The organism is Longicatena caecimuris (genome assembly GCF_004341945.1).
Taxonomy (GTDB): domain Bacteria; phylum Bacillota_I; class Bacilli_A; order Erysipelotrichales; family Erysipelotrichaceae; genus Longicatena; species Longicatena caecimuris.
Genome location: NZ_SMBP01000001.1, coordinates 144,129 through 157,854, shown reverse-complemented (window position 1 = coordinate 157,854; position 13,726 = coordinate 144,129). Strand labels below are relative to the sequence as shown.

At 35.6% G+C, this 13,726-nt stretch carries 17 protein-coding genes; 12 read left to right on the top strand and 5 right to left on the bottom strand.

What is annotated here, in order from left to right; translation table 11 throughout:
* Window positions 1–11: 11 nt before the first annotated feature.
* On the top strand, window positions 12–1,625 hold the full coding sequence (locus EDD61_RS00795) for a CTP synthase (protein WP_132223285.1): 1,614 nt from the start codon (window positions 12–14) through the stop codon (window positions 1,623–1,625).
* Window positions 1,626–1,919: 294 nt separating this feature from the next.
* Here the strand turns inward: EDD61_RS00795 and purB are convergent, their stop codons facing one another.
* From purB to EDD61_RS00780, 3 genes are all read right to left on the bottom strand, one after another.
* Window positions 1,920–3,350 (bottom strand): adenylosuccinate lyase, encoded by a 1,431-nt coding sequence (gene purB / locus EDD61_RS00790; RefSeq protein ID WP_008688480.1) that lies wholly within the window; start codon window positions 3,348–3,350, stop codon window positions 1,920–1,922.
* A 36-nt stretch (window positions 3,351–3,386) separates the two neighbouring features.
* Window positions 3,387–4,094, bottom strand: coding sequence for a phosphoribosylaminoimidazolesuccinocarboxamide synthase (purC, locus tag EDD61_RS00785; protein ID WP_132223282.1), 708 nt, complete (start codon window positions 4,092–4,094; stop codon window positions 3,387–3,389).
* 233 nt (window positions 4,095–4,327) lie between these two features.
* Window positions 4,328–5,011: a phosphoribosylaminoimidazolesuccinocarboxamide synthase gene (locus EDD61_RS00780; protein ID WP_008688476.1), complete on the bottom strand. Its 684-nt coding sequence runs from the start codon at window positions 5,009–5,011 to the stop codon at window positions 4,328–4,330.
* Window positions 5,012–5,288: 277 nt separating this feature from the next.
* On the opposite strand from EDD61_RS00780, the gene EDD61_RS00775 reads away from it, so the two are divergent.
* The 4 genes from EDD61_RS00775 (at window position 5,289) to EDD61_RS00760 (ending at window position 8,348) form a co-directional block, all read left to right on the top strand.
* Window positions 5,289–6,602 carry a Mur ligase family protein gene (locus EDD61_RS00775; protein ID WP_117547582.1) on the top strand — a complete coding sequence of 438 codons (1,314 nt, stop codon included), beginning with the start codon at window positions 5,289–5,291 and terminating at the stop codon, window positions 6,600–6,602.
* A complete protein-coding gene (locus EDD61_RS00770; RefSeq protein WP_119983363.1) occupies window positions 6,599–7,339 on the top strand; it encodes a type 1 glutamine amidotransferase in 741 nt (246 codons plus the stop codon). The genes EDD61_RS00775 and EDD61_RS00770 overlap by 4 nt, the downstream gene beginning before the upstream one ends.
* Before the next feature lie 421 nt (window positions 7,340–7,760).
* Window positions 7,761–7,889 carry a DUF1660 family phage protein gene (locus EDD61_RS14220; protein WP_117547657.1) on the top strand — a complete coding sequence of 43 codons (129 nt, stop codon included), beginning with the start codon at window positions 7,761–7,763 and terminating at the stop codon, window positions 7,887–7,889.
* Window positions 7,890–8,096: 207 nt separating this feature from the next.
* On the top strand, window positions 8,097–8,348 hold the full coding sequence (locus EDD61_RS00760; protein WP_132223279.1) for a hypothetical protein: 252 nt from the start codon (window positions 8,097–8,099) through the stop codon (window positions 8,346–8,348).
* 8 nt (window positions 8,349–8,356) lie between these two features.
* Here the strand turns inward: EDD61_RS00760 and EDD61_RS00755 are convergent, their stop codons facing one another.
* Window positions 8,357–8,632, bottom strand: coding sequence for a helix-turn-helix domain-containing protein (locus tag EDD61_RS00755; protein WP_132223276.1), 276 nt, complete (start codon window positions 8,630–8,632; stop codon window positions 8,357–8,359).
* 208 nt (window positions 8,633–8,840) lie between these two features.
* Between EDD61_RS00755 and EDD61_RS00750 the strand changes: the two genes are divergently transcribed.
* From EDD61_RS00750 to EDD61_RS00725, 7 genes are all read left to right on the top strand, one after another.
* A complete protein-coding gene (locus tag EDD61_RS00750; RefSeq protein WP_132223273.1) occupies window positions 8,841–9,104 on the top strand; it encodes a hypothetical protein in 264 nt (87 codons plus the stop codon).
* A gap of 163 nt (window positions 9,105–9,267) precedes the next feature.
* On the top strand, window positions 9,268–9,435 hold the full coding sequence (locus EDD61_RS13700) for a hypothetical protein (protein WP_165877185.1): 168 nt from the start codon (window positions 9,268–9,270) through the stop codon (window positions 9,433–9,435).
* An 80-nt stretch (window positions 9,436–9,515) separates the two neighbouring features.
* Window positions 9,516–10,115, top strand: a complete 600-nt coding sequence (locus tag EDD61_RS00745; protein ID WP_132223270.1) for a hypothetical protein — start codon at window positions 9,516–9,518, stop codon at window positions 10,113–10,115.
* Complete coding sequence (locus tag EDD61_RS00740; protein WP_132223267.1) at window positions 10,046–10,630, top strand: hypothetical protein; 585 nt, start codon at window positions 10,046–10,048, stop codon at window positions 10,628–10,630. The genes EDD61_RS00745 and EDD61_RS00740 overlap by 70 nt, the downstream gene beginning before the upstream one ends.
* Window positions 10,627–10,872 carry a hypothetical protein gene (locus EDD61_RS00735; protein WP_132223264.1) on the top strand — a complete coding sequence of 82 codons (246 nt, stop codon included), beginning with the start codon at window positions 10,627–10,629 and terminating at the stop codon, window positions 10,870–10,872. Before EDD61_RS00740 ends, EDD61_RS00735 begins: the two co-directional genes overlap by 4 nt.
* Window positions 10,873–10,896: 24 nt before the next feature.
* Entirely contained in the window at window positions 10,897–11,640 is a 744-nt protein-coding gene (locus tag EDD61_RS00730) for a hypothetical protein (protein WP_132223261.1), read from the top strand.
* A gap of 344 nt (window positions 11,641–11,984) precedes the next feature.
* Window positions 11,985–12,998 carry a rolling circle replication-associated protein gene (locus EDD61_RS00725; protein WP_132223258.1) on the top strand — a complete coding sequence of 338 codons (1,014 nt, stop codon included), beginning with the start codon at window positions 11,985–11,987 and terminating at the stop codon, window positions 12,996–12,998.
* Between the two features lie 352 nt (window positions 12,999–13,350).
* Here EDD61_RS00725 and EDD61_RS00720 read toward each other — a convergent pair whose 3' ends face one another.
* Window positions 13,351–13,635 carry an HU family DNA-binding protein gene (locus tag EDD61_RS00720; protein ID WP_008688472.1) on the bottom strand — a complete coding sequence of 95 codons (285 nt, stop codon included), beginning with the start codon at window positions 13,633–13,635 and terminating at the stop codon, window positions 13,351–13,353.
* Window positions 13,636–13,726 lie beyond the last annotated feature (91 nt).

Genomic DNA, 13,726 nt, shown 5'->3' with positions numbered 1-13,726 from the left:
GATATATATCTATGTGTAAATTTATCTTTATTACCGGTGGTGTTGTATCCGGCTTGGGAAAAGGCATCACCGCAGCATCTTTAGGAAGACTATTAAAAGCAAGAGGGTTGAAAATCTCAGCGATGAAAATGGACCCCTATGTCAATGTAGATCCGGGAACCATGAGCCCTTATCAACATGGCGAGGTCTTTGTGACCGAGGATGGCAGTGAAACCGATTTGGATTTAGGTCATTATGAGCGTTTTATTGATGAAGATTTAAACTGCTATTCCAACGTAACAACTGGGAAGATCTATTGGAATGTCTTACAAAAAGAGCGTCGGGGAGATTATCTTGGTCAAACTGTTCAAGTCATTCCCCATATTACCAATGAGATTAAAAGTTATATTTATATGGCCCAGAAGAAAACGCAAGCAGATATTTTATTATGCGAAATCGGTGGAACTACCGGGGATATTGAGAGCCAGCCATTTCTTGAAGCGATTCGTCAGGTTGCACTTGAACAGGGACGTCAAAACTGTTTGTACATTCATGTGACGCTTATTCCTTATATACAAAGCAGCCAAGAGCATAAATCAAAGCCAACTCAGCATTCGGTAAAAGAACTGCAATCGTATGGTATCTCACCGGATATTTTGATTGCGAGAGTCAATGAACCATTAGAAGATACGATTAAAGAAAAGTTATCATTATTTTGCAACGTACCTAAGGAATGTGTCATTGAAAATCGAACGATGCGCTCATTGTATGAGGTACCTTCGATGTTACAAAAAAATGGATTAGATGAGATTGTGCTGAAACATTTTAACTATTCGTTACCATCAGCTGATTTACATCAATGGGAAGAATTAAGTGAAGTTTTTTCCAGTATTCAGGAAGAAGTAACAATTGCCTTGATAGGAAAATATGTGAAGCTCCATGATGCTTATTTATCCGTTGTTGAAGCACTTCATCATGCCGGTTTAAAAAACAAAGTTCACATTCAAATCCGCTGGATAGATTCAGAAGAATTAACAGAGGAAAGCGTAGCTGAAAAATTAAGCGGCTGTCATGGTATATTAATACCTGGAGGGTTTGGTAATAGAGGCATAGAAGGGAAGATCGTTGCTGCCAATTATGCCCGTATCCATAACATTCCTTATTTAGGTATTTGTTTAGGGATGCAGATTGCCGCTATTGCTTTTGCCCGCAGTGTATTACAACTTAAGGATGCCAATTCTGCAGAGTTTGATAATGACTGTCAGCATCCAATCATCCACTATATGCAAGAACAAAGAGAACTGCTTTCAAAAGGTGGAACAATGCGTTTAGGGGCGTATCCTAGTACCATTAAAAAAGGAACGCAACTAGAGAGAGCCTATCAAAAAAATCATATCGCAGAACGACATCGTCATCGCTTTGAATTTAACAATGCCTATCGCGCATCTTTTGAAGAGCATGGCATGTGTATCAGTGGGGTATCACCTGATGATGCATTAGTCGAGGCTATTGAGTATTCTGCCAATGATTTTTATATAGGCGTACAATATCATCCGGAATTTAAAAGCCGCCCACATCGTGCACATCCTTTATTTATAGACTTTATTAAATATGCAAAACAATTGGATAAGAAGGATTACGAATAACAAAGCAGTATCTTTATGTATTGGATAAACCATAAAAAGTGCTTTATATGCTTTTTTATGATATTCTATGATAATTCTTTATAATACGACACAGTCCTGCTTATGGGTGTGTCGTATTTTTAGTAGAAAGGGAAGATGGTATATGTTATGCAAAATAAACGTTATTGGTAACCACCATCTTCCTACTCCTATAATTTTTTCTTGCAAATAAGCAAAAACCGATTCGCTTTAACGTAAAAGAAAAAGACTGCGTGTCGTACAGTCTTTCTTATACATAGCAATGCTTATCGCTTTTTATACTTGAATATCAGCATGTATTCCCAGTGCGTTTTTTTCTTTGGCTAGAATAGGGTCAATGAAGTCATGGAAATATTCTTCCGTTTGCTGTGGCGCACGACCAACAAAATTCTGTGGATCCATGATAGCTTCTAGCTGTTCCATATGCATAGGGAACATTTCATCCTCAGCTATACGTGCAAGCAAATCGTTTTCCTTTCCTTCTTCTTTCACCGCTTTACCAGCCTCCATAGAATGAATACGAATGCGTTCATGCAGCTCCTGACGATCTCCGCCGGCTTTTACCGCATCCATCAATATAGTTTCGGTAGCCATGAAAGGGAGTTCCTTCATTAAATGTGCATGAATGACTTTTGGATAAACAACTAAGCCATCCGTAATATTCAAATAAAGATCAAGAATACCATCTACAGCAAGAAAGCCTTCCGGAATACTGATGCGTTTATTAGCTGAATCATCCAAGGTTCTTTCAAACCATTGCGTTGCGGCAGTTAATGCCGGATTTAATGCATCCGAGATGACATAATTAGCTAAAGAAGCCATTCGTTCACTGCGCATAGGATTGCGCTTATAAGCCATAGCACTGGAACCGATCTGTCCCTTTTCAAATGGTTCTTCCACTTCTTTTAAATGCTGTAAAAGGCGAATATCATTTGAAAACTTATGTGCACTTTGGGCAATATTACTTAATGCCTGAAGTATACGAGAATCAATCTTACGTGAATAGGTCTGGGTAGATACCGGATAACAATCTGTATAACCCATTTTTTTTGCGATACGTTTGTCCAGTTCCTTAACCTTTTCATTATCATTGTCAAACAATTCCATAAAGCTTGCTTGTGTACCGGTCGTACCTTTACAGCCTAAAAGTTTTTTATGCTCTAGTAAATAGCAAATTTCTTCATAATCCAACTGTAGATCCTGTGCCCAAATGGCAGCACGTTTACCAAGTGTGGTTGGTTGGGCTGGCTGAAAGTGGGTGAATGCTAAAACCGGAAGATCTTTGTAGGTCAATGCAAATTTTTTTAATTCCGCCAAGACGTTCACAATTTTGTTTTTTACCAGCTCTAATGCTTCATACATGAGGATGAGATCTGTATTGTCACCAACATAGCAGCTAGTCGCACCTAAATGGATGATACCTTTGGCTTTTGGACACTGTACACCATATGCATACACATGGCTCATCACATCATGGCGCACGATTCTTTCACGTTCTTTCGCCACTTCATAGTTGATAGTATCTTTATTCTCAATCAATTCATCTAATTGTTCCTGAGTGATATCCAATCCTAATTCTTTTTCGCTTTCCGCTAAAGCAATCCATAGCTTACGCCATGTTTTAAATTTCTTATCCTGTGAGAATATTTGCTGCATCTCTTTGCTAGCATAGCGCTGTCCCAACGGACTTTCATATCGATCGTACATATAAGCTCCTTTCCATTCATCTATTTAAGTAATTTTTTAAGCGATATGCAGACGTTTACATACTTCCTGATAGGCATCTTCCACATTTCCTAAATCACGGCGGAAACGGTCCTTATCTAAATGTTCATGGCTATGCATATCCCATAATCTGCATGTATCTGGGGAAATTTCATCCGCTAATACAATAGTATCATGAAATTTACCAAATTCTATTTTAAAATCAATCAATTCGATATCGGCTTTCGCAAAGATATCCTTTAATGTGTTGTTGATTTTAAATGCCATATCAGTAATAGTATCGATTTCTTCACGTGTTGCAATACCAATAGCAATTGCCATATAGCTGTTGATCATAGGATCACCAAGCTCATCATTTTTATAACTGAATTCTAAGATCGGGCTCTTGATTTCCGTGCCTTCTTCCAGGCCTAAACGCTTCGCAAAACTACCAGCCACCTTATTACGTACGATGACCTCTAAAGGGATGATATCCACTTTTTTCACCAAGGTCTTGCGATCATCTAATTCCTTGATCAGATGGGTTGGAATTCCTTGCTCTTCCAACTTCTGAAACAAAAAATTTGTTATGCGATTATTCATACTGCCTTTTCCTTGAATCGTACCTTTTTTTAAACCATTAAATGCTGTTGCATCATCTTTATAATCTACAATAACAGCATCAGCATCTTCTGTGGTAAAAACTTTCTTTGCTTTTCCTTCGTAAAGTAATGTGCACTCTTTCATTGTTGTTCATTTCCTTTCCATATACAGATATCACATAAATAAATATCTTTTCTATAGCATATATCGAACATGAATACCTATGTAAACCAAGTAAAAAAATGTATTGCTTTTTTTACCTTACAATTATAGGGCAGGGGATTTTTCATGTCAATCTTTCTTGTGCTGATATTGTAATGTAACCGTTTAAAAAAGCATTCTCACACTTATTACGTGCATGAGAATGCTTCATTGCATTATTTACCTAAAATAATTGATGTCAGATCAACTGGATCAACGATCTTACCATCTTTGTAAACACGCATGTTTCCGGATGCAATTTCATCAATCAGAATCACTTCATCATTGTTGTAACCAAATTCAAACTTGATATCATACAGGTCAAGACCTTTTTTCTTCAAGTCTGCAGCTACAATTTCCGTAATTTTTAAAGTCTGTTCTTTCATGCTTGCGAACATTTCTTCGCTCATGATTCCTAAAGCAGCCAGACCTTCACTGGTAATCAGCGGATCACCTTTGGCATCATCTTTCAATGTTGTTTCTACATATCCGCCAGGAAGAGGTGTTCCATCTTCAATATAATCACCATAACGGCGAATGAAACTACCGGTTGCTACCAGACGGCAGATAACTTCCAAGCCTTTACCAAATACGGTAGCAGGCAGAACTTCCATCGTTGCATCTTCTACATTAGCACTTACGTAATGTGTTTTGATGCCAGCATCTTTTAAGATTTCAAAGAAGTGGATTGAAGTTTCCAGATTTGCTTTACCAATACCTTCGATTGTTAAGCCAACTGCATTTTCGCCTGGATCAAAAACGCCATCTTTTCCAGTACAGTCATCTTTAAACTTCAACAATACGTTACCGTTGTCTAATTTGTAAACATCTTTTGTTTTACCTACGTAGATTTTTTCCATAGTGTCCTCCATATTCCTTAATGACGAAATTATTATAGCATTTCTCAGCATAATTACCACTTAAATTTTACAATTTCTTCAATTTTTTAATTTTTTTTGCTCTTTTACCGAAAATATTCTTATTTTTAAAAGGCTTTCACATAATTTCTAAGGGCAGTTATATAATAAAAGAAGAAATCCCATAAATTCTATGAAGAACGTAGCGTTTTTAAACATTTCAAGGTATAATAAGGAAGTGAATTTTACAATACACTTCTAGCAATCAAGGAGGAATTATATGAAGTATCTCGCAATACTGCTGAATAAGCTTGCATCCTTTCTGCTAAGTTTGGTTCATCGCGGAGGTTCTCTGCCTGGACAATTAGCACTAAAGGTTGATGCTAACATCTTAAAAGAGCTGAAAATCTCATGCCCCATCATTTTAGTAACAGGAACCAATGGCAAGACATCTACAAGCAATCTAATTGCTTCCATGTTTGAAACGGCTCATAAACAAGTGGTTACCAATCGTAAAGGTGATAATATGCGTGCCGGTATTACGACTTGTTTATTGAAAGCGGCAAGTCTATCTGGTGTAGTGCCTGCCGATTATATCGTATTAGAGGTTGACGAATTAAATATCCCTTATATTATTAAAAGTCTGCCTGTCACCGCATTAGTGGTAACTAATTTCTTTCGTGATCAATTGGATAGGGCAAGGGAGATGGAGCAATTAATCCAAAAAGTAGAAGAAGCAATCCATGATTTTGATGGTACCTTGATCTTGAATGCCAATGATCCCAATGTTGTTCGTTTAAAAGATGCTGCTGTGCAAGCAGATGCACGATACTTTGCCATGGAGCGATGTGAGGAAAGCAAAACCGTTAACAAAGAGGCAAGTGAAGGTAAATTCTGTCCACGTTGTGGTGGTAAGCTGATTTATGACTTTTACCAGTATTCTCATATCGGTGAATACCATTGTGAGAATAAGGACTATGAAACACCTGCTACAGATGTCATAGGTAGCGTGAAAAGCATTCGTGATCGCCAATTCACTTGGAAAGATATGGAATTTCATGCACCACAAGGTGGTTTATATACCATGTATAATTGTATGGCTGTTTTATGCGTGGCAGATTTCTTCCACATTGATATGCAGTATGCAGCTAAAACGTTTGAAACCATGGATGTTCCTGATGGCCGTAATGAAGAATTTAACTTTCATGGTCAAAAATGTGTATTGAATCTTGTGAAAAATCCTACAGGTGCCAATGAAGTCATGAAAGTCATAGAAGAAGATCAGGATGATAAAACAGTTTTACTGGTATTAAATGATCATGCGCAGGATGGCACTGATGTATCCTGGATTTATGATACATTTTTTGAAAAATTAGTAAACGAAAAAACCGTTCATATCATCTGCAGCGGTACACGTTGTTACGATATGGCATTAAGATTAAAGTATGCAGGTTATAAAGAACGCATTGAAGTGGAAGAAAATCTGGAAAAGGCAGTCGCAAGTCTAAAGAATGCAGATACCACTATGTATGCCATTGCTACGTATACGGCCTTGCAGCCGGTTCGCAAGCTGCTAAGGAGGAATGAAAAATGAAATTAAAGGTATGCTGGATGTATCACGATATCATGGATCTTTATGGAGATAAAGGGAATATGATGGTACTTACGAAACGTTGTAAAGATCGCGGTATCGATATTGAGATTGACACTTGTGCCATTGGTGAAAAGAAAGATTTAAGCAAATTTCATCTGATGTTTCTAGGTGGGGGAGCAGATAAAGAACAGCATATGCTGATTGATGATTTACTTGCCCGTAAAAATAACATTCAAAAAGCTATGGATAGCAATACTTTCATTTTCCTTGTATGTGGTGGATATCAGTTATTTGGTCAGTATTATATCGATGCCAATAATGAAAAAATTGAAGGTTTGAAATTCTTCGATTATTATACTGAAAGCGGCGATAATGGAAAACGTTGTATTGGCAATATTGCTATTCAGTGTAATTTAGATGGTGAAGAATTCATGGCAGTCGGCTTTGAAAACCATGGTGGGCAAACGAGAAATGTAGCAACTCCATTTGGCAAAGTCATAGCTGGCTATGGAAACAATTTTGAAGATAAAATAGAGGGTTTCTATAACGGTAAGGTGCTTGGTACATATATGCATGGCCCTTTATTTCCTAAAAACCCCAAAATTGCTGATTTTGTAATTTATAAGAGCTTAACAAAAGAATATCCGGATTTGAAGTTTTCAGACCTATTGCCATTGGATGATTCTTTAGAAAATAAAGCGAAAAATCAAATGTTAAAACGACTACACGCTATTTAAGAGCATAAGAACATTTGATCAGGGTGATGAATATCATCCTTTTTTTATTACGATATTTATTTGTTAATTATTTCACATATTGTATAGGGTACAAGAGGTGAGAATGATAATAAGATAATTATATTTATTATAAAACGGGCCATTGAAATACGATATGTTCTTTGAAAGAATTATAGCAGGATGCAACAAACGAATTATAAACATATAGACTTGGCATTGAATTTATGTGTTAATAATATGTCTATAATTATATTATTGTTTGACAAATAAATTGCAGATGATGAATTTATCATGTACATACTATGATGTAGTTTAAAACACCTAATCACATGTAGGAATAATGCTATGAATCGCCTTAATAAGCACACATAGCAATCAGAGGTAGTATACTATCCGATTTTATGCAGCAAGCAAAGCATAGATACGTTTAGCATGCTTTCGTTGCAAATTAGAGCGTGCTAAAAATAAAGAATATATGAAGAAAGTCAATAGAAGCAAGATACATGAAATAGATAATGTAATATATCATAAGGAATACTACTTGCTATAGGAATTAATAGCTATTTATATGACAAAAATATAATATAAGAAAGTAATGTGTAAAGGATCAACAAACGAAATGCTGGAAGAAACAATATCATATGAAGTGTGTGTATATAGTAATAATTAAGAGCTAAGTATTACTAATTGTTTTATAAACCTTATATTTTTATATTATTTAACAACATAATATACATATCGCTAAGTTAACACTTATATGCTAGGTATTATACAGGGTTATTATAAGCGTGTTTATCGTTTTGGTATTGGTTATGTCTATGTGCATAGTGGCTTTGGTATGTATTATGAGTATTGGTCTTATTGGCATAAGGATGGGCATATTAAACTTAAAGTTACTAAATTTGCTCCACATAAGCTAATTGATAGTTATGACTGGCATTGTGAGCTAATTTTAGAGGTCTTGAGTCTTGTTCCACTTGATAGGTATAAAGTTATTCAGATAAAGTAATAAAGGCGCTATTCAGCGTCTTTTTTTAAGCTTTTTTTTATGTTTTCTATGTAATCTATTATTAAATCTAATTGTATTTCTATGTCACCTTTTGTTTTATCTAATCCTAAAATGTAGTCAATTGATACATTGTAATAGTTTGATAATGCGATTAATGTTTCTGTTGTTGGTGTCAAAGTACCTTGTTCATATCTTGAGTAATTTCCTTGTGACAAATTCATTTTATTTGCTATATCTTTTTGTTTTAGTCCTTTTGACTCTCTGAGTATTTTTAATCTATTCATTATCTCGCCTCTTTTCTGTTATTGTTATTATATGTTTTTATTTATAAAATTAAAGCTTTTATTTAAAAAATAAATATTTATTATTTACATATTTGTATTTATATCTTATAATATTTATGTAAGATATAAATATCCTTATTTATTATCTACATGGTAAATTTTACCATATCATGGTTTTGTGCTTATAAATTAAAAGGAGGTATGGCACATGATGTTATTAGTGGGTATTAACCCTTACAACTTTGCTGACCAAAAGACTGGTCAACAAATTCAAGGTTACACTTGTCACGTATTAAACGACCGTCCAGACAGTCAGTATTTTGCAGGTAGGGAGACGTTTAAATTTAGTCTTAATGAAAAGCGTATGATTGAGTTTTTACAGGGCCGTAATATCGATGATGTTGTGGATACAGAGGTTAAAGTTATCTATAACAAATATGGTAAGGTCAGTGAGTTGATATCTGTTGAGTGATATTGAGTTACTTACTGAGATTCTTTCACATATTGAGCAGATACATATATTAATACATTGGTCTGTGATTGTTGGTTTTGGCATCTTAGTTGTTTATTTTGTTTTACGTCCATTGATGTATTTCGTTGGTCGTTGAAATAGGTCGGTAGAAAGGAGGTAATTTATGGGTGCTTTTTTAGCTGCTGGTGCTACTCTTACTGCTGAGCAACTTGCTCCTATTAGTACAGCTGTTAGTGACAATGTTGGTGTATTATTACCTGTTGGTATTGCTATCATGGCTATTATGGTTGGTGTTGGTTTAATACCGCGCATCGTTTACAAGTTTTTGTAAGATGACTGCCCCGCGCTCCCGCATGACTGCGGTCGCGGGGCTTTCTTTAAATTTTCATGATGAATGAAAGGAGATAAGTAATGAAAAAATTAAAGATATTTTTTGGTATTTTATGTTTTGCTTGTTTGTTTGGTTTATGGACTACTCCTGTAAGTGCGGCTAGTATCGTATATGATACTCCACCTTTGCCTACTGCTTATAAAGATATTGCCGATGATTACCCTTATTACGCTTTTATTGCTTTGGATAGTTCTTATGTTTTTTGCTGTAGTAACAAGCCTATTACTTTTGACGGTAATGAAACTGTTAAGTTATATGGTGATAGTTATGTGTATTCAAAGGGTAGTTTAACGTCTTATAGCGATGGTGGTAAGATACGTTTTAAAGCTGATCAGATCAAAGATGGTTTAAATTATTATACTCATACTACTGAGGCTAATGGTCCTTATATGTTTCAAGGATGGGCTTATCATTTATTTCACAGTAGCCACACTTTGTCTGATGATAATGGTAACGTCACTTTTCGTGTACCCCTGCTGACTCCGGAGACGGTTGCGCCGTTGATTACCCAGACCCACCAGAACCAGACGATAATAATTGGTGGGACGATTTGTTTGGTGGTCTTGGGAGTCTCTTTGACGGTCTTGTGCAAGCAATTGCCGCGATTCCTGGGGCAATAGTTGATGGTTTAAAGTTTCTTTTTGACGGTATCGTATCCGCTGTTAAGGCTGTTGCAGGGGCAGTTTGGGCTTTCTTTTCTGACCCGATTGGGTCACTTGTTAGCGGATTTACAAGCTTACTTAATTTTTTAGGGGGTCTTGTTAGTGCTATTGGAGATTTATTAAAGGCATTATTTGTACCGTCTGATGATTATTTTGATTCTCAGTTCAATATGTTGTCTAAGACTCTTGGTACTCGTGTAAAAACACAAGATTATGAGGAGTTATTAGCGTCTTTACAGGTTGCTACTCGTGCTTCTACTTTACCTGATATGACTACTACTATTATGGGTCAACAGTTAACTATTGTTGATATGAGTTGGTATAGCGATTATCAGACTACTATTTATGGTTGGGTACGTGGTGTGATGTTTGTATTGTTACTGTTTTATAACATTAATCAAGTTTATAAATTAATTAGACGGGATACTTTACAAAATGGTAGTAGTGGCTCTCAGGGCGGTGATAGTAAATGATTTTAGAGCTTTTGTTTACTCCTATCTTTGGCATAATTGATGGTCTTATATCTTTGATACCTGTTGGTAGTAGTATGCCTGGTTGGGCACAAGATACTGCTAATTTATTAGGTATTGCTATGATGTTTTTTCCTGCGGATGTGTGGGCTGTGTGCTTGGCTAATATTAGTCTTTGGCAATTCGGGCACATAGGTTGGGCTGTCATAGAGTGGATTTACAAAAAGATACCTGGTGTTGATTAGCGGTCAGTGTAGTGGGAGGTATATATGTATTATATATATATGTTTATTGTGTTTATTTGTGTGTTAAAGTTTGGTAAGATTAAGCTTTTTTTGATACATTTATGTCAATTTTTGAAGTATAAGTGGTTGGATATTAAACTTTCTGCCGCTGAAAGGCGGGCAGGGGTACAAAGATTTAACGAATTTGGTTTGCATATGTATGTTGGTAGGCAAGGTGGCGGTAAGACTGTAAGCATGGTAAATCGTCTTAATGAGTTACATAAGCAATATCCAAAAGCAATGATTTTTACTAATTTTTATTACCGTTATGCTGACGGTCGTCTTAAGTCTCTTAATGACTTGATGAGGTTACGTAATGGCACGGATGGGGTCATATTTGCGTTCGATGAAATTCAGAATGAATTTAGCAGTCAGAGGTCTAAGGATTTTCCCGAGTATCTTTTGTCAGCTATTACCATGCAACGTAAGCAGTGTGTCACTATATTAAGTACATCTCAAGTATTTACGCGCGTTAGCAAGCCATTACGTGAGCAGTGCTACGAGGTCATTGAGTGCCGCACATTTGGCGGTAGATGGACTCGTAATCGTTGTTATGATGGTGATGATTATAACTATATGATTGATCAGACTGACCCTAAAAAGAAATTCAAAACACCACGTAAGTATAAGTGCAGTTTTATCCAATCTGATGAGTTACGTAATTGTTACAATACGTATGAGGTTATACAGCGTTTGGCTCGTGATGGCTTTGCTCCTAAGCGCGTATAACTAAAAAAATTGAGGGACAGCTTTTTAGGGCTTTCCCTCGGTCGGCACGGTTAACGTTACATATGCAAGTGAGCGCAAGCAAGGGCGCACTACGTGCGTTTATATACCCTTGCTGTAGCAAGCGCATATGTTGTAGTGATAGTGCTGATTGAGAGATAAGCCCATAGCTTTTCCGAGGGAGGCAGAAGCTTTTATTTATTTATATGTTAATAAAATTTAAATTTTTATTGACATTTTGTCGTTAGAGGGGTATAATCGCGCGCACGCGCGTTACTTGACTAAACCCCTCTAACTCACTACCTAACTACTAAACGTTAGGTAAATTACAGACAGGGGAGTATCTCATGGCACTAAAAAAAGAGATAGAGATTAGCAAGCCTTTTGATACAATTATCACTAAATATCCCGATGGTACTATAGCTGTTAAAAAACTTAACTTCACGGCATTTAAAAAAGTTAGTGGCTATGAATGTATTACGGATGAGGAAAGGTTGGCAGAGAAGTATGATAGACAGTATAAAAAAACTGAAACATATAGTGACTTTGTGGCGCAGTGGGCGGACGCTAAGCGTAGTAGAGAGATTGAGTTACAAGGTGGATTTTTGGATATTGCGAGCGCGGAAAAACCTGCGTTTGCAAAGTCTGCGTTTGAGTCAATATCTGATGATGCGCGAAAAAAATCAGCTGAAGAAAAGCGGAGAGCAAAAGTACTTTATAATATCGCAAAAACTCGTAATAAGATTTTTGATATCGCTCGTAGTAATGATTTTAACTACTTTGTTACTCTTACGTTTAACTCCGAGTGTTGTGATAGGTATAGTTTTAGTGCTTGTAGCAGTAAAGTGCGCAAGTATCTAAATAATTTTAGGTCTTTGCATAAAGACACATGTCCTAATTTTAAGTATTTGTTAGTGCATGAGCAACACAAGGATGGAGCATATCATTATCATGGATTGATATATCTTGAGGATGATAGTTTATTAACATATGATAATGTACGTAGTAATCAGTATAAACGTAGGTATCATAAAGATTTGCCTATTTATAATTGGAGTAACTGGCATAATGGTTTTAGTACTGTATCTAAGATACAAGACCAAGCGGCTTGTCGGTCATATATATTAAAATATATCAGTAAAAATATTGATGATGATTACCAAAAGGGACAAAGACATTTTTATTATTCTCAGAATTGTCTTAAGCCTGTTAAAGAGAGTGTTGTTAGTAATAAGCAGTTGCTATTATTGTTAAACCAAGTATATAAGACTGATAAATCAATCGGCTATGAAAGTACGGTTGATGAGATTAATGATTATATTAATATGATAGCTGATTATCAATACGGTATAGATTTGTAAAGGAGTGATTTTATGATTAAACTATTAAAGTGTACATTATTACGTCTATTTATATTACATAATATACATTATGCGAAGTAATATGTATAGCTCAAGATACCTACATTCTTTTTAATTACTACTACATCATTAGGATAAATATAATTAGAATAAAATTCAAGGAATAAACAAAAAACGAATTCGTAATACTTATAATCGCTTATGCTTATTATAAGAGCACAGGTAGTACACAAAACAATTTTATAAGTTAAAAGTAATATAAGTAACTATAACATGAATCAACTAACCTACTCTACTGTGAAATAAAAAGGGGTATTCTATTGATAAAGAACATCCCTTTTATTAAACATTGTTATTTTACAGCATCCTTCAGAGCTTTAGCAGCTTTAAATTTAGGAGCTTTTGATGCAGCGATTGGTAATGGTTCTTTTGTAGCAGGATTGATACCCATACGAGCTGGACGCTCAGCTACTTCGAATTTACCGAATCCAGATAAATCAACTTTTCCGCCGTCTGCCAGTGTTTTTGTAATTTCTTCAAATACTGTATCAACAGCAACTGTTGCATCTTTTTTTGTCATTTCCAGCTTTTCAGCTACGACTTCAACCAATGCTTTTTTATTTAAGATTTCACTCATGTCTAATTACCTCCAACATAGATATATGATACCATTTGAAGGCTTTTTTTTCAATATATTTCGTTAATTATTCAAATAAAGTTATAACTAA